A 21,821-nucleotide genomic window follows, 5' to 3' on the forward strand; every position below is an offset into this window, starting at 1 on the left:
AATTGTGCCCACAGTCCGCCACTATGCACGACACACGGTTGCGGTCGATGGTTGTGCCCGCTCAGCGCCCCAGCTTGGCGCGCACCATGCCGACCATGGCGTTCATCTCCTCGACCCGCATCCGTTTCGCGGCGAGGAAGAAGACGGCGATCAGTGTGACACCGCCACCGGCCAAGGCGGCCAGCGAACCGGTCACGCCGCTGCCGAGCGCCAGGGTGATTCCGTATGCGGCCGCGCCGCCGACCAGGGCGGCGGGCACACAGGCGCCGGCGAGACGGGCGTACGTACGAATGACGTGCGATCCGTCCAGGTCGCCGCCCAGCCGAGTGCGCAGACGCCGCCAGGCCACGCCGACGCCGACGGCGTACCCCAGGCCATAGGAGGCCGCGAGGCCGACCACGACCCAGCGGGCCGGCAGGAGGAGGAAGCACAGCCCGGAGGCCGCCGCGTTGACGACGGCGACGATCACCGTGTTGAAGAACGGCGTGCGGGTGTCCTCGTAGGCGTAGAAACCCCGCAGGATGACGTACTGCGCGGAGTACGGGATCAGGCCCAGGCCGAACGCCATGATCACGTAACCGATGTTGGTGGCGCCGGTGCCGGCGCTGGAGAACATCAGCGTCGCCATCGGCACACCGAGCGCCACGAACGCGAAGGCACACGGCACGATGGCCACCGCCGAGGTCCGCAGCCCGTAGGAGATGTCGTCGCGGACGGCGGTGACGTCCCCGTCGTGGGCGGCCCGGGAGATGCGGGGCAGGACGGCGGTCATGACCGAGACGGTGATGATGGCCTGCGGCATCTGCCAGAGCTGCAACGCGTAGTTGTAGGCGGTGATGCCGGTGCCGGAGTGGCCTTCGCTCTCGGCCACCGAACCGGCCCAGGTGGCGATCTGGGTCACCACGATCAGGCCGAGCTGGTTGGCGAGGACGAAGAAGAAGGTCCACTTGGCGAGCCGGGCGGCCTTGCCGAGCCCGTGTCCACGCCAGTCGAAGCGGGGACGGAGCCGGAAACCGGCGTCCCGGAGGTAGGGGAACATCGCGAGCGCCTGCACGGTCAGCCCGAGCAGGGTGCCGATGCCCAGCAGCCGTACCGCGTCGGCTGAGACGTTGCCCGCGCCCACGCCGCTGTGCGAGAAGCTGCCGAAGACCCAGATGAACGCGCCGAAGGTGGCGATCACGATGATGTTGTTGAGGACCGGGGTCCACATCATCGCGCCGAACCGGCCGCGGGCGTTGAGGATCTGTCCCAGCACGACGTGCACGCCCATGAAGAACATGGTCGGCAGGCAGTAGCGGGCGAAGGCGACCGCGACGTCCATCTGCTCGGGGTCCGAGGCGATCTTCGGCGACATCATGCTGATGAAAAGCGGCGCCGCCAGCACACAGACCGTGGTGACACCGGCCATCAGTACGGTGACCAGGGTCAGGAGCCGGTTGGCGTACGCCTCGCCGCCGTCCTCGTCGTTCTTCATGGCCCGCACCAGCTGCGGGATGAAGACGGCGTTCAGGGCACCGCCGCCGACCAGGATGTAGATCATCGTCGGCAGGGTGTTGGCGACCTGGTACGAGTCGTTGAGGGTGCCGACGCCGATCGCCGCGGCGATGACGAGGTTGCGGACGAAGCCGAGGATGCGGGAGACCAGCGTGCCCGCGGCCATGACGGCGCTGGACTTCAGCAGGCTGGACGCGCGTCCGCCGGAGCGCTTGGCGGGCTCCGGCGCGGGCACCGGGGCAGGCGGCTGCTCCGGCACGGCGGCGGTCTGCGCGAGAGGGTCCGCCTGCGGCGCCATCGGCTGCTGCGGCTTGTACGGGCGCTGCTGGCCGTAAGGCTGCTGCTGTCCGTAGGGCTGCTGCGTTTCCTGAGGGCGCTGCTGTCCGTACGGGGGCTGCTGACCATACGGCTGCTGCTGCGCCTCCTGCGGGCGCTGCTGCTCATAGGGGCTCTGAGGCTCGTACGGACGCTGGGGCTCCTGCGGGCGCTGCGGCTCGTACGGTTGCTGCTGGTCCCGGTACAGGTGCGCGAAGGCGTCCTGCCCGGGGCGCTCGTCGGCGGCCTGCGTGATGAGGTCGTCCACCCCCACGAACTGCGTGGCGGCGTCGTCACCGTACGGCAGGTGCCGGGTCGGGCCCTGGGGCTCGGGAGGCGGGGGCGGGGCCCACACCTGGGGGTCCGGGGTGTGCTGCGGGGCAGGCGGCTGCTGGTAGAGCGGGTGCGGGGCCTGGCCGGAAGCCGGCGGGGGGTGGGCCGAGCGGTCGTAGAGGACGTCGTTCACCGGGTCCTGGGTCGTGGGGTCCTGCGACCGGTACGGGTCGTTGGCGTACGCGTCCTGCACGTACGGGTCCTGGGGCGGCTGCCCCTGAGGCGTCGGCGGTCCCTGACCCGCAGGAGTGCCGCGCGCACCCCTGCCGCGGTCACCGTCGTACGGCGCATTCATCGCTGCCCCACCTCATCCGTCGCCGGCCATCCGGCCCCGCCATCTGTCAACGGTCCACTTTCTCACCTGATCCGGACGGGCCCGTGCTTCCCGAACCGGTGTCCGGCCCGGGGTCACCCGGCTGCACCGGCCCGTCACCGTCCGTACCGCCGTCGGCCGTTCCGCCGCTGTTCCCGCTGCCACCGTCGGCCCCCTCGCCGCCGGCCCCGCCGGACCCCTCGCCCCCGTCGGTCCCGTCGGTGCCCCCGCCGCCGTCGGTCCCTTCCTCGCCGTGCCGGGACCCGGCACGCTTGCGCTGGAGGTAGATGCGCACTCCGGCGAGGACGAGCAGCAGCACACCGCCGGCGATCACGAGCATGATCGTCGAAGTGATCTCGGTGACGTTGACATGGAAGGTCATCGGCAGGCCGTACGGCTTGCCCTCGGAGGTGTAGAGCTGCGCCGTCACCTGCACGGGACCGTTGGCGTTCGCCGTCGTGTCGAACTTGAACGACTGGCTGTGGCCACCGTCGACCGTGATCTCCTGCGGCTCACCCGTGTCGAGGCGGTTGGGCTGCGAGGACGACAGTTCCAGCGTCAGATCCTTGACGCCCTGCACCAGGTTGTTCTGCACCGTCACCGGAATGGTCGCGCTGCGCCCGGAGAGCGTCGCGTCCGACTTCTGGATCAGCTGCACGTTCTTCGTCAGGCCGTCGAGGTAGGTGCGTACGGAGCTGCGGAAGACCGCGGCGCCCGCGTCGTCGCCCCGCCACTCGGTCGACATCTCCCGCATGATGGCGTTGCCGAACGGCGTCACCACGCGGCGGGGCTGGGACAGGACGGGCTCGAAGTCGTCCAGCGTGCTCTGGGTCTCCTGGATCTCCTCGAAGGCCGCGGTCGGCAGTTCCTGCTTGCGCAGCGAGGCCGGATACGCGGATCGGGGGGCACGACGCGGTTGGCGTCGGGATCCGGCGTGGCCTTGGCGGCGCCCGCCAGGTTCAGCGGTTCGGCCCAGCGGCCGGGCACCAGGCTCTTCACGCCGGCGGCCATGGCCTGGGCCTGGCTGACCGACGGTGTGCGCTGCGGGGCGACGACGATGTTGCGCTGCCGCTCGGGCTCCTGGCCGTTGACCATCAGGCTCTGGGCGAGGAACTCCTGGACCGCGAGGGTGGAGTTCTCGGCCTTGGACAGGTCGCCCTCGAAGGCGGTGGACAGCCGGGCGTCCGAGACGATAGCGGTGTTTCCGCCGCCGATGGGGCGGGCCGCCGTCGGACTGTAGGAGAGGTCGTTCTCCTGGAGGCTGTCGCTGCGGGCGATGATGTTGTGCGCGCCGCCGGAGGTGGCCACATCGATGATCGAGGAGTCGACAGCGCCTTCCGCGGGCCAGGCGAAGTCGGTACGGGGCTTGACGCCCAGGATGGTCTCCACGGCCGTGGCGGCCAGCGTCGTGGCGGGGCCGAGGTGGCCCAGGGCGCTGGGGACCTCCTTGCCGCGGTGGGCGAGGGAGGCCAGGTCGGGGTCGGCGAAGGGGAGGGCGACGACCTCGTGGGTCTTGGCGGCCTCCTCCACCTGGGCCAGCCACTGCTTGGCGACGGCCTGATTCTTGCCCGCCGTGGGGCCGTTCGGGCCTTCGACCTTGTAGGTCCTGCTCATCGCCTCGACGGAGGCGAGCACGTCCGGGTCGATGACGAGGGTGACGGGGAGGTCCTTGCCGAGCGCCACGAGCTGCTGGAGCCGCCCGCCGGGAGCGATCTCCGCGGCCAGGTTGTCGTTGCGGAAGACGGGGGTCTGCTCCGCGTTCGCGTCGGTCTCCGCGGTGAGGTGTGTCGAGGAGATCAGCGGCCACAGGTAGGTGAGCTGGGACTTCTTCGCCACGTCGGAGGTCTGCCAGGGCAGGAACGTGCGCTGGACACCGAGCACCTGCTCGTACGAGGAGTCACCGGAGCGGCCGGACAGGGAGACACCGAGCTGGTAGACACCGTCGCCCCCGAGGCCGAGGTCCTTGACCGGGACCTGGAGGGTGAAGGTGCGGCTGACGCCCGGGGCCAGCTTGTCGATCTTCTGCGTGCGGTTCTTGATCTCCTCGCCGTCCGCGCCGGACGAGAAGCCGGTGCGCTTGGCGGCCGTGTCGATGGCGCTGCGGCTGGTGAGGGCCTGGCCCCGCCGCAGGCCGACGTGAGCGTCGGTGATCGGTGCGTCGCTGCGGTTGGTGAGCGTGCCGGAGACGGTGAGGGTGTCGTCCTTCTTCGGCACGGTGGGCGTGAGCGCGTCGATGGAGACGTCGACGGTGCGCGGACCGGCGGCACGGGCTTCGGGTGCGGCCGTGAACTGCGCCGTCGCCGCCAGCAAAGGCACTCCGGCGATCAGTGCCGCGGCCCGGCGCAACCACCGACGGCGCGGCCGTTCACTCCCCTGGAACCCTGCCGCCTCGGCCACGCGTTCGCCCGTCCCTCGTCGTCGTCAGTGGTCGTCGGAATGTGCGTCCACGCATGGTAACGAGACCTGCTGTGCCGAAGTGCTGGGGACTGCTCCACAAGATCGCCCGATGGCCGGGCGGTCGGCGGACCTTGTCCCCTTTTCCCGGGGATGCCCGGCGAGGCGGGCGACAGGACGCCTCGCCGGGCGCGGACCCGTACCCTGTTCTGTTGTGCCGAACGCCAACAATGACTTCCTCGCCCCGCGGTCCGAGCGGACCTCGCAGCCGACGAGCGCACTGAGCCAGGTGCAGCGCCGTGCCGTCGGTGAACTGTTGCGGGTCTCCCCTGTCGCGGACGACCTGGCCCGCCGTTTCCAGGAGGCCGGGTTCACGCTTGCCCTGGTCGGCGGTTCGGTGCGGGACGCGCTGCTCGGCCGGCTCGGCAGCGACCTGGACTTCACCACCGACGCCCGCCCCGAGGACGTGCTGCGAATCGTGCGGCCGTGGGCGGACGCGGTGTGGGAGGTCGGTATCGCCTTCGGCACGGTCGGCTGCAAGAAGGACTCGTTCGACATCGAGGTCACCACGTACCGCTCCGAGGCGTACGACCGGTCCTCGCGCAAGCCCGAGGTGTCCTACGGCGACTCCATCGAGCAGGACCTGGTGCGCCGGGACTTCACGGTGAACGCCATGGCGGTGGCGCTGCCGCAGAAGCAGTTCATCGACCCGCACAACGGTCTGGAGGACCTGGCGGCGCGCGTCCTGCGGACGCCGGGGACGCCGGAGGAGTCGTTCTCCGACGACCCGCTGCGGATGATGCGGGCCGCCCGGTTCGCGGCCCAGCTGGACTTCGAGGTGGCCGAGGACGTCGTCTCCGCCATGAAGGCCATGGCCGAGCGCATCGACATCGTCTCCGCCGAGCGGGTGCGGGACGAACTGAACAAGCTGCTGCTGGGCGCACACCCGCGCAAGGGCCTCAGGCTGCTGGTCGACACGGGGATCGCCGACCGGGTGCTGCCGGAGCTGCCCGCCCTGCGGCTGGAAAGTGACGAACATCACCGTCACAAGGACGTCTACGAGCACTCGCTGACGGTGCTGGAGCAGGCCATCGACCTCGAAGAGGACGGCCCGGACCTGGTGCTGCGGCTGGCGGCGCTGCTGCACGACATCGGCAAGCCGAAGACGCGGCGTTTCGAGAGCGACGGGCGGGTCTCCTTCCACCACCACGAGGTCGTGGGGGCGAAGATGACCAAGAAGCGGATGACCGCGCTGAAATACTCCAACGACATGATCAAGGATGTCTCGCTCCTGGTGGAGCTGCACCTGCGCTTCCACGGCTACGGGACGGGCGAGTGGACCGACTCCGCGGTCCGCCGCTACGTGCGGGACGCGGGACCGCAGCTGCGGCGCCTGCACAAGCTGACGCGTTCGGACTGCACCACCCGCAACAAGCGCAAGGCCAACGCGCTCTCCCGTGCCTACGACGGCCTGGAGGAGCGGATCGCGCGTCTGCAGGAGCAGGAAGAGCTGGACTCGATCCGGCCGGACCTGGACGGCAACGACATCATGCAGATCCTCGGTGTCGCTCCCGGCCCGGCGGTCGGCAAGGCGTACAAGCACCTGCTCGAACTGCGGCTGGAGAACGGGCCGATGGAGCGGGACCAGGCCGTCGTGGCCCTGCGGGAGTGGTGGGCCGCGCAGAGCTGAGTCCGCTGTTTCACGTGAAACACGGCACGGAAGGCGGGATGTGTTTCACGTGAAACCAGTCGGGCCGCCTACTTCTTGAGGTCCTCCAGGCAGAGGACGACCTTGCTGCGGTGAGACTGGCCGTAGGGTTCGGCGCTTGCGGCGGCTGCCCGTACGGAGCGGTCGGTGCCTGCGGGGGCGGATTCTGCCCGTAGGGACCCTGCCCATAGGGATTCTGTCCGTACGGGTTCTGGCCCGTAGGCGGCGGCATGGTCATGGAGGTCCCCCTGATGAGCGATGCGTCATGTGTGTGTGCGAAGCACGTAACGTCTCGGGGCACGAGGGGGCCCAGGCGCCGCGCGTCAGGCGGGAAGGTGGCGTGAGGGTCCAGCGCCAAGAGGCCGCTGCCCTACCGTCGCAGGAAGCGCACCAGCGTCGCGGCGGTCGTCGCGTGCAGCAGGGCCACGCCGATGACGAGCAGGCTCGACCTGCCGTCCGGCGGCAGTATCAGCGCCGTCACGGCCGCGGCACCGACGTAGGCGACGTTGAAGAGCATGTCGTAGACGGCGAAGACGCGACCGCGGAAGGCGTCGTCCACGGAGGACTGCACCACCGTGTCCGTGGCGATCTTGGCTGCCTGAGTACTGAGGCCGAGCACGAAGGCGGCCACCAGTATCGGGACGTAGGCGAAGGTCAGCTCCAGAGCGGGAGCCAGCACGGCTGCCAGTCCCGCACAGCACGCCATCCAGGCCAGGGGGCCGAACCGGGTCACGGCCGGAGGGGTGACGACCGCGGCGGTGAAGAAGCCTGCCCCGGACACCACGACAGCGATTCCGAGGAGTGCCAGACCGTCCGCTTCGTTGGCGGACCAGGCGTACCGGCACAGCATCAGCACCGTCACCGTCAGCGCTCCGTAGCAGAAGCGCAGTACGGTCATCGCTGTCAGCGCCACCGCGGCGGTGCGGCGCTCGGCCAGGTGGCGCAGGCCTTCGCCCAGGCCACGGGCGGTGCTCGTCAGGGCGGTGCCCAACCGCGACCGGAGTCGTGCGGGGTCGGGCCCGAGCAGTCCTGGGGCCATCCGCAGGGAGGCTCCGGCAGCGCAGAGGTAGAGGGCCGCTGCCAGCACCACGACGACCGCGTTCGACTCGACGCCCGCGAGCCGGGCCGCGAAGGCGAGGCCACCGCCCGCGGTGGTCGCGAGGGTGCCGGCGGTCGGGGACAGCGAATTGGCCACCACCAGGCGTTCCGGACCGTCGACCACGCGGGGCAGAGCGGCCGAGAGTCCGGCCAGCACGAAGCGGTTGACGGCCATGACGGAGAGAGCGGACGCGTAGAAGAGCCATTCCGGTACCTGAGCGGTGATCAGGGCCGCGGTCCCGACGGTCAGTGCGGTGCGCAGCAGGTTGCCGTACAGCAGCACCTGCCGGCGGCGCCAGCGGTCGAGGAAGACGCCGGCGAAGGGGCCGAGGAGCGAGTACGGGAGCAGCAGGACGGCCATGGCCGAGGCGATGGCGGCGGGAGAAGCCTGTTTCTCGGGTGAGAAGACGACGTACGTGGCGAGCGCGACCTGGTAGACGCCGTCGGCGGCCTGGGAGAGCAGCCGCACGGCCAGCAGGGAGCGGAAGTCGCGCAGCTGGAGCAGCATGCGGAGGTCGCGCACAACGGGCATGAGGCCCAGCCTCACACAGCTCACAGGCCCCCGGACGGAATTTCCGGGGGCCTGTGAGCACGGGGCGGGCGCGGAGCTTAGCGCTCGACCTCGCCCTTGATGAACTTCTCGACGTTCACGTGCGCCTCGTCGTCGAAGTACTGCACCGGCGGCGACTTCATGAAGTACGAGGACGCGGAGAGCACCGGGCCGCCGATGCCGCGGTCCTTGGCGATCTTCGCGGCACGCAGGGCGTCGATGATGACACCGGCGGAGTTCGGGGAGTCCCAGACCTCCAGCTTGTACTCCAGGTTCAGCGGGACGTCGCCGAAGGCGCGGCCCTCCAGGCGCACATAGGCCCACTTGCGGTCGTCCAGCCAGGCGACGTAGTCCGACGGACCGATGTGGACGTTGTCCTCGCCCAGCTCGCGGTCGCGGATCTGCGAGGTGACGGCCTGGGTCTTGGAGATCTTCTTGGACTCCAGGCGCTCACGCTCGAGCATGTTCTTGAAGTCCATGTTGCCGCCGACGTTCAGCTGCATCGTGCGGTCCAGGACGACGCCCCGGTCCTCGAAGAGCTTGGCCATCACGCGGTGCGTGATCGTGGCGCCGACCTGGGACTTGATGTCGTCACCGACGATCGGCACACCCGCCTCGGTGAACTTGTCCGCCCACTCCTTGGTGCCGGCGATGAAGACCGGGAGGGCGTTGACGAAGGCGACCTTGGCGTCGATGGCGCACTGCGCGTAGAACTTCGCGGCGTCCTCGGAGCCGACGGGCAGGTAGCACACCAGGACGTCGACCTGCTGGTCCTTGAGGACCTGGACGATGTCGACCGGCGTCTCGTCGGACTCCTCGATGGTCTGGCGGTAGTACTTGCCCAGGCCGTCGAGGGTGTGGCCGCGCTGGACGGTCACGCCGGAGTTCGGCACGTCGCAGATCTTGATGGTGTTGTTCTCGCTGGCACCGATGGCGTCCGCCAGGTCGAGGCCGACCTTCTTGGCGTCGACGTCGAAAGCGGCCACGAACTCGATGTCACGCACGTGGTAGTCGCCGAACTGCACATGCATCAGGCCGGGCACGCGGGTGTCCGGGTCTGCGTCCTTGTAGTACTCGACGCCTTGTACCAGCGAGGCGGCGCAGTTGCCCACGCCGACGATGGCTACGCGAACCGAACCCATTCCGGTTGCTCCCTGTGATCTCGACAAGGTTCCGCTGACTGCGGGACCTCATGTGGTGGTGTCATCGGACGGGCCCGGCCGGGAACCACCCCGACGCCGGGGCAGGCCGTCCGCGTCTCCTGACGTGTCCTTCTGGTGCTGCTCGGCAGGGTCGACGGCGCGCTGGTCGCGCCCGGCGCGCTCGCTCTCGATCAGCTCGTTGAGCCACCGGACCTCGCGTTCCACGGACTCCATGCCGTGCCGCTGAAGTTCGAGGGTGTAGTCGTCGAGCCGCTCGCGCGAACGGGCCAGGGAGGTACGCATCTTTTCGAGGCGCTCCTCCAGCCGGCTGCGGCGGCCTTCGAGGACCCGCATCCGTACGTCGCGCGAGGTCTGTCCGAAGAAGGCGAAGCGGACGCCGAAGTGCTCGTCCTCCCACGCGTCCGGACCGGAGTGGGCGAGCAGCTCCTCGAAGTGGCTCTTCCCCTCCGCCGTCAGCCGGTAGACGATCTTCGCCCGGCGGCCGGTGAGGGACGCGGGCTCCGGGGAACCGCCCGTCTCCTCGGTCAGCCAGCCGTTGGCGACCAGCGCCTTCAGGCAGGGATAGAGCGTGCCGTAGCTGAACGCACGGAAGACCCCCAGCGAGGTGTTGAGCCGTTTGCGCAGCTCATAGCCGTGCATGGGGGACTCGCGGAGCAGACCGAGGACGGCGAACTCAAGGATGCCGGACCGCCTGCTCATGGCCGCCTCCTTGGTCTCGTGCGCTCTTTATGCCGAGCTGATGTATCGATCCGATACATCCAGACGATAGATCGACCCCAGGGGAGGAACAAGAGGGGGACGGTGAACGCCATCACATCACCGTTTCGTTCTACCCAACCTGACTGATTTGGAGTGAATTTCAACAGTGGGCAGGTTTTGGCCGTGCGTAGTCTGTGCGCCATGCAAACTGCCGGGAACCGTGGGGCGGAACATGACGTCCCCGTCCTCGGTGTAGTGCGACCCCATGCGCCACATGGGTGCCGTACGTCGGGGGGACCTGAAGCCAATTGCCGCCTTCAGGCGACGAGATAGATAGCGCGCCTGCCCGAGGAGTATTCGTTCCATGAGCGAGCACCGTCGCAAACCGCCCCAGCCGCAGGGCGGCGGACGTGCTGCGGCCCGACGAGCCGCACAGCAACCACCCGGGCGCCGCGCCGCGCCCACCCGCGGCTCCGCACCTGCCCCCGGCGCCGACTCCGGATCGTACGGGCGGGAACGGCCGGCCGGCGGCAGAGCCGAGGCCCGGCGCGCCGCCCAACGCGGCGGCCGACGGCGTGCCTCCGACACGGCGGCGATGGCCTCGGGCAGTGGCCACGGCGGCCGCGGCGGCGGACGCCGCGGTGGTGGCGGTGGCGGTGGCGATGAAGGCGGCCGCGGACGTGGCCGGGGCGCAGGCAGGCCCGGCAAGAAGCGGATCATCGACTACCCGAGAGCCGGGAAGATCGGCTGGCGCCGGTTCGTGCCCTCGTGGAAGCAGACCCTCGGCACCTGCATCGGGTTTCTGGCGCTGATCGTCGGAGCGTCCGGTATCGCACTGGCCTACGTGGACATTCCGGACCCGCAGAAGGCGTCGCAGCTGCAGAAGAACGTCTACTACTGGTCCAACGGCAAGCCGATGGTCGTCGCAGGCGGTGGTGAACTCAACCGGCAGATCGTACCGATCTCCTCCATCCCCGCGACCATGCAGGACGCGGTGATCTCGGCCGAGAACGCCTCCTTCTACGAGGACTCGGGCATCGACCCGATGGGCATCGCGCGTGCCGTCTTCAACATGGCCAGGGGCGGTGAGACCCAGAGTGGTTCCACCATCACCCAGCAGTACGTGAAGAACACCTACCTCGACCAGTCGCAGACCATCAAGCGCAAGCTCACCGAGCTGTTCATCTCGGTGAAGGTGGGTATCAAGGAGGATAAGACGGACATCCTGGCGGGCTACCTCAACACCGCCTACTACGGCCGCGGTGCGTATGGCATCCAGGCCGCGTCCCGGGCGTACTACGGCAAGGATTGCGACAAGCTCACCCCGAGTGAAAGCGCCTTCATGGCCGCACTGCTCAACGGCCCCAACCTGTACGACCCGTACATCACCACGGAGACCAAGGGCGCGAATCTCAAGCGCGCCGAGTACCGCTGGAAGTGGACGCTGGACCGCGAGGTCGAGGTAGGCCGGATGAAGAAGCCGGACCGGGAACAGATCAAGGACTTCCCGATGCCGCTGAAGCCCAAGAAGGCCATGGACCTCCGCGGCCAGAAGGGCTACCTGGTCGACCTGGCCAACAACTACATCACGGGCAACACCAAGATCACGGACGCCATGCTCAAGAAGGGTGGCTACGAGATCCACACGACCTTCGACGAGAAGCAGGTCAACGAACTCGCGGCGTCGGTGGACAAGGTCACCAAGGAACACATCGACCCGGACAAGCGCGAGGTGGACAAGCACGTCCAGTTCGGCGGCGCCTCGGTCGAACCGGGCACCGGCAAGATCGTCGCCATCTACGGCGGCAAGGACGCGACCCAGCACTACACGAACAACGCCGACTACACCGGTGTCCAGGTCGGCTCCACCTTCAAGCCGTTCGTGCTGGCGTCGGCGATGAGCGAGGGCGTACGGGACCCGCACAATCCCGAACGCCGTACGCGGGTCTCGCCGAACAGCATCTACAACGGCGACAACAAGCTGAAGCTGCTCAACTACGACGGGACCGTCTGGCACGACAAGGACGGCAAGGAGTGGCACCAGGCGAACGACGGCAACGAGGACAAGGGCAAGGTCACGCTCCGTACCGCCATGCAGTTCTCGGTGAACACCCCGTACATCCAGCTCGGCATGGACGTCGGCCGGGACAAGGTGAAGGAAGCGGCCATCGCCGCGGGGCTCCGCGACGACCAGAGCATGGCGAAGACCACCCCGGCCTTCTCGCTGGGTACCTCGGCGCCGAGCGCGATCCGGCTGGCCGGCGCGTACGCCACCTTCGCCGCCAGCGGGCAGCAGGACGATCCGTACTCGGTCGAGTCCGTCGAGAAGGACGGCCAGACCAAGTACGAGCACACCAAGAAGCCCAAGACGGGCTTCAGCGCCGCGGTCGCGGACAACGTGACGGACGTGCTGAAGACCGTGGTGGAAAAGGGCACCGGTACGGCGGCGAAGCTGCCCGACGGACGCGAGGCGGCCGGCAAGACCGGTACCACCGACGACAACAAGTCGGCCTGGTTCGCCGGCTACACCAAGCAGCTGGCCACCACGATCGGCATGTGGCGGGTGGACGACCAGGCCAAGCAGCAGCAGTTCCTCAAGATGTACGGCGTGGGCGGCGAGAAGAAGGTCCACGGCGCGTCGTTCCCGGCCCGCATCTGGGCGGACTACATGGCGCAGGTCATGAAGGGCAAGAAGCTCGAACGCTTCCCGCAGCCCGCACCGATCGGCCAGACGGTCTACGGGGACGGTATGAGCCCGTCGCCGAAGCCCACCCCGTCCGCTCCCCCGCCCAGCTCCCCGACGCCCACCCCGACCAAGTCCGCACCGACCAGTCCTACGCCCACCCCCACGCCGACCAACACGTGCGCGGACTGGGACCTCAACTGCCGGACCAACGGTGGCGCGAACGGCGGGGACACCGGTGGACGTCCGGGCGGTGGAGATTCCGGCGGCAACACTCCGACACCCGATCCGGGCACCGGTGGGCCCGGGGGCGACGAAGGCGGCATCTTCGGCCACCCGGCCGGCGGCTCGGCGTCAGGCGGACGACGCGACTACTGAGCGGTGACTGTTTCACGTGAAACATGACGGAGAAGCCCCCGGACCCGTGCGTACGGGCCGGGGGCTTCTCCGCGTTCGGCCCCGGGCCGTACGGCAGGATGGGCGCATGACGAGCGTGCGACAGGACGAGCCCGTACGGCCCACGCGGCGGGACGAGGTGGCGGCGGCCGGCAGCGAGCTGATCGGTGGCCGTGCCGGGCGGCGCGCGGTCTTCGGCACGGGCTGGTGGAGCCCGGTACGCGTCATCGCGCTCGTCGTGATCGGGATGTTCGCGCTCGGCATGGTGCAGAAGCTGCCGTGCTACGAGAGCGGCTGGTTCTTCGGCGCCACCAGCCAGTACACCCACGCCTGCTACTCCGACATCCCCCACCTGTACGCCGGCCGCGGCTTCGCCGACGGTCTGATCCCGTACTTCGACAGACTGCCCGGCGAGATGGAGTACCTCGAATACCCGGTGCTGACCGGTGTGTTCATGGAGGCCGCTTCCTGGCTGACCCCGCACGGCGGCCCCATGCAGGAGCGTGAGCAGATCTACTGGCTGGTCAACGCGGGACTGCTGATGGCCTGCGCCGCGGCCCTCGCCGTCTGTGTGGCACGCACCCACCGCCGCCGCCCCTGGGACGGCCTCCTGGTCGCCCTCGCTCCCGCCCTCGCCCTCACGGCCACCATCAACTGGGACCTCCTGGCCGTAGCGCTGACCGCCGTCGGAATGCTGATGTGGTCGCGCAGCCGGGCCCTCGCCGCAGGCGTGTTCATCGGGCTCGCGACCGCCGCGAAGCTGTACCCGGTACTGCTGCTCGGCCCGCTGCTCGTCCTGTGCTGGCGGGCCGGGCAGTGGCGTACCTACGGCAAAGCCGTGGCCGGTGCCGCGGCCGCGTGGCTGGTCGTCAACGTACCGGTGATGATCACGCACGACGGTTCCGGATTCCACATCCGTGCGGGCTGGGCGAAGTTCTACACCTTCAGCCAGGAACGGCCCATCGACTTCGGATCGATCTGGCTGCTCATCTCCCAGCGCACCGGCAATCCGCTGGAGGACGCGAACACCTACGCGACGGTGCTGATGATCCTGGGGTGCGGCGCGCTGGCGCTCCTCACCTTCTACGCTCCGCGCCGGCCGCGGTTCGCTCAGCTCGCCTTCCTGGTCGTCGCGCTGTTCATCCTCACCAACAAGGTCTACTCGCCGCAGTACGTGCTGTGGCTGATCCCGCTCGCCGCGCTGGCACGGCCGCGCTGGCGTGACTTCCTGGTCTGGCAGGCGTGCGAGGTCATGTACTTCCTCGGCATCTGGCTGTACCTGGCCTACACCGGCAACGGCGACAAGCACCAGGGCCTCCCGCTGGAGGGTTACCAGCTGGCCATGGCACTGCACCTGCTGGGGACGTTGTACCTGTGCGTCATGGTGGTACGTGACGTGCTGCTGCCCGAGCGGGACGTCGTACGCAAGGACGGTGAGGACGACCCGTCGGGCGGCGTGCTGGACCACGCACCGGACGTCTTCGTGCTCGGCCGTGCGCAGCACCTGTCACGGCACGCTGTGCAGTTCGAGGGAGCATCACAGGTGCGCTGGGGAGCGGCCCGGAAGTGACCGGGCCGGCAGCGACAAGCACGGAACAGGCCCGGGGCCGCAGAACTGCTCTGCGGCCCCGGGCCTGTTGTTCCGTGTGAAAGATCGCGGCTCAGCGGTCCACGATGCGGTCGTACTGCGTCGTGGTGTGCCGCAGATGCGCCACCAGCTCCTCGCCGACGCGGGGCTCGGGGGCGTCGCCCGGCACGAAGAGGATGGAGACCTGCATGTGCGGGGGCTCCGCGAACCACCGCTGCTTGCCCGCCCACACGTACGGCGAGAGGTTGCGGTTGACGGTCGCCAGACCCGCGCGCGCCACGCCCTTGGCGCGGGGCATCACACCATGCAACGCCTTGGGCGACTCCAGACCCACCCCGTGCGACGTACCGCCGGCCACCACGACCAGGTAGCCGTCCGAGGCGGCCTTCTGCTGGCGGTAACCGAAGCGGTCGCCCTTGCCGACCCGGGTGACGTCCAGGACCGAGCCGCGGTACTCGGTGGCCTCGTGGTCACCGAGCCACAGGCGCGTACCGATGCGGGCGCGGAAGCGGGTCTGCGGGAACTGCTGCTGGAGACGGTGGAGTTCGTCGGACTTGAGGTGGCTGACGAACATCGTGTGCAGCGGCAGGTGATTGGCCCGCAGCCGGTCCATCCAGCCGATGACCTCCTCCACCGCGTCGGAACCGTCGGTACGGTCCAGCGGCAGGTGGATGGCGAAGCCCTCCAGCCGTACGTCCTCTATGGCCGAGGCCAGCTTCGGCAGGTCCTCGGGCAGCACACCGTGGCGCTTCATGCTGCTCATGACCTCGATGACCACCCGGGCGCCCACCAGGCCGCCCACGCCCTCGACCGAGGAGACCGAACGGATGGCGCGGTCCGGCAGCGGAACCGGTTCCTCACCGTGCCGGAAGGGGGTGAGCACGAGCAGGTCGCCGCTGAAGTAGTCCTTCATGCGAGCCGCTTCGTAGGTCGTCCCCACGGCGAGGAGGTCGGCACCGAACCGGGTCGTCTCCTCGGCAAGGCGTTCATGGCCGAAGCCGTAGCCGTTGCCTTTGCAGACCGGGACGAGCCCCGGGAACTGCTGCAGAACGCTCTGCTGGTGTGCCCGCCAGCGCGCGGTGTCGACGTAGAGGGTGAGCGCCATGGCCGGGCCCGGAACCTTTCTCGTGGCTGCGATGCGGTCGAACAGGGGGTGTGACGGTCAGCGGCGCGACATGTAGATGTCGAGCGCCTTGTGCAGGAGCTTGTTGAGCGGGAAGTCCCACTCGCCCAGGTACTCGGCTGCCTGCCCGCCCGTGCCCACCTTGAACTGGATGAGGCCGAAGAGGTGGTCGTTCTCGTCGAGCGAGTCGCTGATGCCGCGCAGGTCGTAGACGGTGGCGCCCAGCGCGTAGGCGTCGCGCAGCATCCGCCACTGCATGGCGTTGGACGGCCGGAACTCCCGGCCGATGTTGTCCGAGGCGCCGTAGGAGTACCAGACGTGGCCGCCGACGACCAGCATCGTCGCGGCGGAGAGGTTCACGCCGTTGTGCCGGGCGAAGTACAGCCGCATGCGGTTGGGGTCCTCGGTGTTGAGGGCTGCCCACATCCGCTGGAAGTAGCTCAGCGGCCGCGGCCGGAACTTGTCGCGGATCGCGGTGATCTCGTACAGGCGCTGCCACTCGGCGAGATCCTCGTAGCGGCCCTGGACGACCTCGACGCCGGCCTTCTCGGCCTTCTTGATGTTGCGGCGCCACAGCTGGTTGAAGCCCTTGTGGACGTCCTCCAGCGAACGGTTCTCCAGCGGCACCTGGAAGACGTACCGGGGCTGGACGTCACCGAAGCCGGCCCCGCCGTCCTCGCCCTGCTGCCAGCCCATCCGGCGCAGCTTGTCGGACACCTCGAAGGCGCGCGGCTCGATGTGGGTGGGCTCGACGTCCCGCAGGCGCTTGACGTCAGGGTCCTGGATCCCGGACTTGATCGCGGCGGAGTCCCAGCGCCGGATGATCACCGGCGGGCCCATCTTCACCGAGAAGGCGCCCTGCTGCTTCAGGTGCGCCAGCATCGGCTTGAGCCAGTCCTCCAGGTTCGGCGCGTACCAGTTGATCACCGGCCCCTCGGGCAGGTACGCAAGGTACCGCTTGATCTTGGGCAGCTGGCGGTAGAGGACCAGGCCCGCGCCGACCAGCTGACCGGTCTTGTCGAACCAGCCCAGGTTCTCCGAGCGCCATTCGGACTTCACATCGGCCCAGGCCGGCACCTGCATGTGGCTGGCCGAAGGCAGGCTCTGGATGTACGCCAGATGCTGCTCTCGGCTGATGGTCCTCAGGGTCAGGCTCATGCGGGGCGCTCCTCGGCAGGTTTGTCCCCAGGGTCGGGGCTCCGGCTCTCGCGCCGAAGCCTACTGTGACTAGGGAGCGCCCCGTCTGGGCGTAGGGGGTGGAGCCCCGCCGCCCGGCTAGCCGAGCAGCCCGCCGAAGAGACCGCCGTGGGCCATGCCGAGGAAGAAGCCGACCGCCGCCGCGCCGAGGCCGATGATCAGCAGGAAGCGCTCGCCGGTGGTGGCGGAGATGAACTGCCCCCACGCGCCGGTGCCGATGCCGATCAGTCCCGTCCAGGAACTCAGCAGGTGAAGGTGGTGGAAGTGGGCGGTGGCGAAGGCGATCACGCCGAACACCAGCGTCACGGCGACGAGGGTGTTCTCGACGGGATGGGCCTTGCCGTCGCTGTTCAGAAGAGAGAAGGCCGTGCTGCGGCCGGACTGCCTGTGCCATGCGGCACCTCCGAAGACAGGGCGGCGAACTGTAACGCCGCTCACACCCGTTGTGTTCCAGATTGGGGGGATCAGCGGCCGGATTTCAACCGGAAGCCCGCGGGCGGGTACTCTGTACAGTCTGCGCCCACGTCTGCCCAGGTCTCCTGGCCGGGCCGGGTGCGGAACGCATCATGACCCTCCTGCCACGGAACGACCGTGGCCGCTGAGTCCAAAGGAGGTGGGTTCTACATGCGTCACTACGAGGTGATGGTCATCCTCGACCCCGATCTCGAGGAGCGCGCTGTCTCCCCGCTGATCGAGAACTTCCTCTCCGTCGTCCGTGAGGGCAACGGAAAGGTCGAGAAGGTCGACACCTGGGGCCGTCGTCGTCTCTCGTACGAGATCAACAAGAAGCCCGAGGGCATCTACTCGGTCATCGACCTGCAGGCCGAGCCTGCGGTCGTCAAGGAACTCGACCGTCAGATGAACCTGAACGAGTCGGTCCTCCGGACCAAGGTCCTCCGTCCCGAGACCCACTGACGCATCAGCGTCAGCGGTAACCGGGTTCGAGTAGCAACACCAGCAGCCAGCAGCACACCCGCCGAGAGGTTCCCCTAATGGCAGGCGAGACCGTCATCACGGTCGTCGGCAATCTTGTCGACGACCCCGAGCTGCGCTTCACCCCGTCCGGTGCGGCGGTCGCGAAGTTCCGCGTCGCGTCCACCCCCGCACCTTCGACCGTCAGACCAATGAGTGGAAGGACGGCGAGAGCCTGTTCCTGACCTGCTCGGTGTGGCGTCAGGCGGCGGAGAACGTCGCCGAGTCCCTCACGCGGGGCACTCGCGTGATCGTGCAGGGCCGCCTGAAGCAGCGGTCGTACGAGGACCGCGAGGGCGTCAAGCGCACGGTCTACGAGCTCGACGTCGACGAGGTCGGTGCCAGCTTGCGCAATGCCACGGCCAAGGTCACCAAGACCTCGGGCCGCGGCGGCCAGGGCGGCGGCTTCGGCGGCGGTCAGCAGGGCGGTGGCCAGGGTGGCGGCGGCTGGGGCGGCGGCCCCGGCGGTGGCCAGCAGGGTGGCGGCGGTGCTCCCGCCGACGACCCGTGGGCGACCGGTGCCCCTGCCGGCGGCGGCCAGCAGGGTGGCGGCGGTGGTGGCTGGGGCGGCGGCTCCGGCGGCGGCTACTCGGACGAGCCGCCCTTCTAGGTCCGACTTCCGGCACGTACACGCGTTGTTTCACGTGAAACAGCGCGGGGCGACCGCGGGCCTGAGGGCGTCAGCACAAACTTCTTGAACTCACTGGAGAGAGACAATGGCGAAGCCGCCTGCTCGCAAGCCTAAGAAGAAGGTTTGCGTGTTCTGCAAGGAGAAGATCTCCTACGTCGACTACAAGGACACGAACCTGCTGCGGAAGTTCATTTCCGACCGCGGCAAGATCCGTGCCCGCCGGGTGACCGGCAACTGTACCCAGCACCAGCGTGACGTCGCCACGGCCGTGAAGAACAGCCGTGAGATGGCGCTGCTGCCCTACACCTCCACTGCGCGATAAGGGAAGGGTGACCGACACATGAAGATCATCCTCACCCACGAGGTCTCCGGCCTCGGCACCGCCGGCGACGTCGTCGACGTCCGCGACGGTTACGCCCGTAACTACCTGGTCCCGCGCGGTTTCGCGATCCGCTGGACCAAGGGTGGCGAGAAGGACGTCGAGCAGATCCGCCGCGGTCGCAAGATCCGCGAGATCGCCTCGGTCGAGCAGGCCAACGAGATCAAGGGCCGGCTCGAGGGCGTCAAGGTGAAGCTGGCCGTGCGTGCCGGCGACGCCGGCCGCCTGTTCGGCTCCGTCACGCCGGCCGACGTCGCCTCGGCGATCAAGGCCGCGGGCGGCCCCGACGTGGACAAGCGCCGCGTCGAGCTCGGCTCGCCGATCAAGACCCTGGGCGCGCACCAGGTGTCCGTACGCCTGCACAGCGACGTCGTCGCGAAGCTGGGCGTCGAGGTCGTCGCCGCCTGATAGCAGCGACACCGCAGCACGCGTGAGGGCCGCACTCCGGAAACGGGGTGCGGCCCTTTCGTCTGCGCGCGGGCTGCTGCGAGCAGTGGGTCAGCCCTCGTCCTCTTTCTGGGCGCGCTCGTAGAGATCGGCGACAGCGTCACCGAAGTACGCGGCGTAGGAGACGTCGTCCTCGTCTCCGCCGCCCTGGTGCCCGCCCAGAACGCCGATCACCGTGCCGGTGTGGCTCTTGGGGTCGTAGTCGGCGAGCCAGGGGCTGCCGCTCGTGCCGCCCGCGAAGTCGGTGCACCGGACGCGCATCTGGGTGTCGCTGAACTTCGTGGCGCGGTTGTGGCAGGAGATCGGCGTCTCGCTGCTGGTGGGGTAGCCGGTGATCTTGACGTCATTGTCGAAGCCCGGGTCGATGCCGAGGGTGTTGCCGCCCAGCACGTCCTGGATCTGTTTGCCGTCCTTGCTGCCGAGGACGAGGAAGGCGACGTCCATGTCCTCGTCCTGGGACTTGGCCCAGCGGTCGTCGACGACGACCTTCTCGACCTTCCACAGGCCGGTCGGTTCTTTGCCGTCGCGGTAGTCGGGTGCGAAGACGAGGTCGTTGACGGGTTCGCCGGTCTCGGCGTCGAAAGCGCAGTGTGCCGCGGTGATCAGCATGTTTCGGCCGGGGCTCTGCACGACGCTGGCGGTGCAGAAGTGGTCGCCGGAGTCGTCCTTCTCGAAAACGGCTCCGACTCGGGCGTTCTGCTCGGTACTGCGCGGGGTGTACGCGCTGCCGTCGTCGGCGGGCGCCGTGGCGGACGGATCCTGGTCCTGGGGGTCCTGAGGATCCTGCTGGGACTGGCCCGACTTGCCGTGACCGCTTCTGAGCGTGCCGTTGCCGCGGCTGCTGGTGTCGGCTTCCTGGGAGGCGTAACCCACTATGGCGCCTGCCCCGACGACGATCAGCGTCAGGGGCAGGACGATCTTCCTGGCAAGCGGGCGCACACGGTCATTATCAGCACGGTGCCGTTGTTTCGGGTGGCTTCAACGCGAGGCTCCGGTCACAATCCAGCGGCCCGACCGGGTGCGTGCCCACAATGTCAGCATCCGCACGGTCATCATCAGGGTCATGGCCCACCACAGCGCGGTCAGGCCGCCGCCGACGACCGGCACCAGCAGCGCGGCGGGCGCGAAGAGGGCCAGCGTCACCAGCATCGCCCAGGCCAGGTAGCGGCCGTCGCCGGCGCCCATCAGCACGCCGTCGAGGACGAAGACGATCCCGGCGACCGGTTGGGTGACGGCGACGACCAGGAGCGCGGGCAGCAGCGCGTCCTTCACGGTCGGGTCGTCGGTGAACAGCGGCATGAACAGCGGCCGCGTGAGGACGACGAGTAGCCCGAGCACCACTCCGGAGGCGATACCCCACTGCACCATGCGGCGGCAGGCCGCCCTGGCGCCCGCCACGTCGTCGGCGCCCAGGTACCGGCCGATGATCGCCTGGCCGGCGATGGCGATGGCGTCCAGGGCGAAGGCCAGCAGGGACCACAGGGTGATGACGATCTGGTGGGCGGCCACCTCGGCGTCACCGAGGCGGGCGGCCACGGCGGTCGCGATCATGAGGACGGCGCGCAGCGAGAGCGTACGGACCAGCAGCGGCACCCCGGCTTGGGCGCAGGCACGGATCCCGGCCGCGTCCGGCCGGAGGGAGGCGTGGTGCCGGCGGGCCCCCGCACCACGACGACCAGGTAGACGGCGGCCATACCGCACTGGGCGACGACCGTTCCCCAGGCGGATCCGGCGATGCCGAGGCCGGCACCGTAGACCAGCCCGATGTTCAGGGCGGCGTTGACGGAGAAGCCGCCGATCGCGACGTACAGCGGTGTCCGGGTGTCCTGGAGACCGCGCAGTACGCCGGTGGCGGCCAGCACCACGAGCATCGCCGGGATGCCGAGGGCGCTGATGCGCAGGTAGGTGACGGCGTACGGGGCGGCGGTGGGTGAGGCGCCGAAGACGTCGACGAGCCAGGGCGCAGCGGGCAGGACGGTGGCCAGTACGGCGGCACCCAGCAGGAGGGCGAGCCAGATGCCGTCCATGCCCTGCCGGATGGCGGCCGAGCGGTCACCGGCGCCGACCCGCCGGGCGACGGCGGCGGTGGTGGCGTACGCGAGGAAGACGAAGACCGAGACCGCGGTCGTCAGCAGCGGGGCGGCGACGCCGAGACCGGCGAGCTGCCGGGTTCCGAGGTGACCAATGACGGCGCTGTCGACCATGACGAAGAGCGGTTCCGCGACGAGCGCGCCGAAGGCGGGCAGAGCGAGCGAGATGATCTCGCGGTCGTGGCGGCGGTCGGTGCGCCGCGGCGTCGCGGGGGCCTGTGTCATGCCGTCAATCTAATCTTCCACAG

13 protein-coding genes and 4 pseudogenes are annotated in these 21,821 nt (G+C 69.1%); 7 read left to right on the forward strand and 10 right to left on the reverse strand.

Annotated elements, in window-relative coordinates; translation table 11 throughout:
* Positions 1–61: 61 nt before the first annotated feature.
* Both murJ and ACEXOX_RS24895 read right to left on the reverse strand, forming a co-directional pair.
* Positions 62–2,437 (reverse strand): murein biosynthesis integral membrane protein MurJ, encoded by a 2,376-nt coding sequence (gene murJ / locus ACEXOX_RS24890; RefSeq protein WP_406523362.1) that lies wholly within the window; start codon positions 2,435–2,437, stop codon positions 62–64.
* A 46-nt stretch (positions 2,438–2,483) separates the two neighbouring features.
* A pseudogene (locus ACEXOX_RS24895) lies at positions 2,484–4,852 on the reverse strand (DUF6049 family protein).
* A gap of 211 nt (positions 4,853–5,063) precedes the next feature.
* Here ACEXOX_RS24895 and ACEXOX_RS24900 point away from each other — a divergent pair.
* A complete protein-coding gene (locus ACEXOX_RS24900; RefSeq protein WP_406523364.1) occupies positions 5,064–6,539 on the forward strand; it encodes a CCA tRNA nucleotidyltransferase in 1,476 nt (491 codons plus the stop codon).
* 388 nt (positions 6,540–6,927) lie between these two features.
* Here the strand turns inward: ACEXOX_RS24900 and ACEXOX_RS24905 are convergent, their stop codons facing one another.
* The 3 genes from ACEXOX_RS24905 to ACEXOX_RS24915 form a co-directional block, all read right to left on the reverse strand.
* Complete coding sequence (locus tag ACEXOX_RS24905; protein ID WP_406523366.1) at positions 6,928–8,187, reverse strand: MFS transporter; 1,260 nt, start codon at positions 8,185–8,187, stop codon at positions 6,928–6,930.
* A gap of 77 nt (positions 8,188–8,264) precedes the next feature.
* Positions 8,265–9,347, reverse strand: a complete 1,083-nt coding sequence (locus ACEXOX_RS24910) for an inositol-3-phosphate synthase (protein WP_406523368.1) — start codon at positions 9,345–9,347, stop codon at positions 8,265–8,267.
* 48 nt (positions 9,348–9,395) lie between these two features.
* Positions 9,396–10,067 (reverse strand): PadR family transcriptional regulator, encoded by a 672-nt coding sequence (locus ACEXOX_RS24915; protein WP_030017081.1) that lies wholly within the window; start codon positions 10,065–10,067, stop codon positions 9,396–9,398.
* Positions 10,068–10,431: 364 nt separating this feature from the next.
* Here ACEXOX_RS24915 and ACEXOX_RS24920 point away from each other — a divergent pair, with 364 nt between their 5' ends.
* Entirely contained in the window at positions 10,432–13,128 is a 2,697-nt protein-coding gene (locus ACEXOX_RS24920; RefSeq protein WP_406523370.1) for a transglycosylase domain-containing protein, read from the forward strand.
* Positions 13,129–13,234: 106 nt separating this feature from the next.
* Entirely contained in the window at positions 13,235–14,716 is a 1,482-nt protein-coding gene (locus ACEXOX_RS24925) for a glycosyltransferase family 87 protein (RefSeq protein WP_406523372.1), read from the forward strand.
* A gap of 91 nt (positions 14,717–14,807) precedes the next feature.
* Here the strand turns inward: ACEXOX_RS24925 and ACEXOX_RS24930 are convergent, their stop codons facing one another.
* The 3 genes and pseudogenes from ACEXOX_RS24930 to ACEXOX_RS24940 form a co-directional block, all read right to left on the reverse strand.
* The gene (locus ACEXOX_RS24930) at positions 14,808–15,839 is read right to left on the reverse strand and encodes an alanine racemase (RefSeq protein WP_406523374.1); all 1,032 of its coding nucleotides are present in this window, start codon (positions 15,837–15,839) and stop codon (positions 14,808–14,810) included.
* Positions 15,840–15,896: 57 nt separating this feature from the next.
* Complete coding sequence (locus ACEXOX_RS24935) at positions 15,897–17,015, reverse strand: peptidoglycan bridge formation glycyltransferase FemA/FemB family protein (RefSeq protein ID WP_030017085.1); 1,119 nt, start codon at positions 17,013–17,015, stop codon at positions 15,897–15,899.
* A 117-nt stretch (positions 17,016–17,132) separates the two neighbouring features.
* Positions 17,133–17,448 (reverse strand): annotated as a pseudogene (locus tag ACEXOX_RS24940) (hypothetical protein).
* Positions 17,449–17,678: 230 nt separating this feature from the next.
* On the opposite strand from ACEXOX_RS24940, the gene rpsF reads away from it, so the two are divergent.
* From rpsF to rplI, 4 genes and pseudogenes are all read left to right on the forward strand, one after another.
* A complete protein-coding gene (rpsF, locus tag ACEXOX_RS24945; protein WP_003978891.1) occupies positions 17,679–17,969 on the forward strand; it encodes a 30S ribosomal protein S6 in 291 nt (96 codons plus the stop codon).
* Positions 17,970–18,046: 77 nt separating this feature from the next.
* Positions 18,047–18,636: pseudogene (locus ACEXOX_RS24950) on the forward strand (single-stranded DNA-binding protein).
* Positions 18,637–18,742: 106 nt separating this feature from the next.
* Positions 18,743–18,979: a 30S ribosomal protein S18 gene (rpsR, locus tag ACEXOX_RS24955; protein WP_003978893.1), complete on the forward strand. Its 237-nt coding sequence runs from the start codon at positions 18,743–18,745 to the stop codon at positions 18,977–18,979.
* Between the two features lie 18 nt (positions 18,980–18,997).
* Positions 18,998–19,444 carry a 50S ribosomal protein L9 gene (gene rplI / locus ACEXOX_RS24960; RefSeq protein ID WP_406523377.1) on the forward strand — a complete coding sequence of 149 codons (447 nt, stop codon included), beginning with the start codon at positions 18,998–19,000 and terminating at the stop codon, positions 19,442–19,444.
* A gap of 90 nt (positions 19,445–19,534) precedes the next feature.
* Here the strand turns inward: rplI and ACEXOX_RS24965 are convergent, their stop codons facing one another.
* Entirely contained in the window at positions 19,535–20,422 is an 888-nt protein-coding gene (locus ACEXOX_RS24965; RefSeq protein ID WP_406523379.1) for a trypsin-like serine peptidase, read from the reverse strand.
* A gap of 39 nt (positions 20,423–20,461) precedes the next feature.
* A pseudogene (locus ACEXOX_RS24970) lies at positions 20,462–21,798 on the reverse strand (MATE family efflux transporter).
* Between the last annotated feature and the right edge of the window lie 23 nt (positions 21,799–21,821).

It is taken from the genome of Streptomyces sp. Ac-502 (assembly GCF_045222935.1).
Taxonomy (GTDB): Bacteria; Actinomycetota; Actinomycetes; order Streptomycetales; family Streptomycetaceae; genus Streptomyces; species Streptomyces monomycini.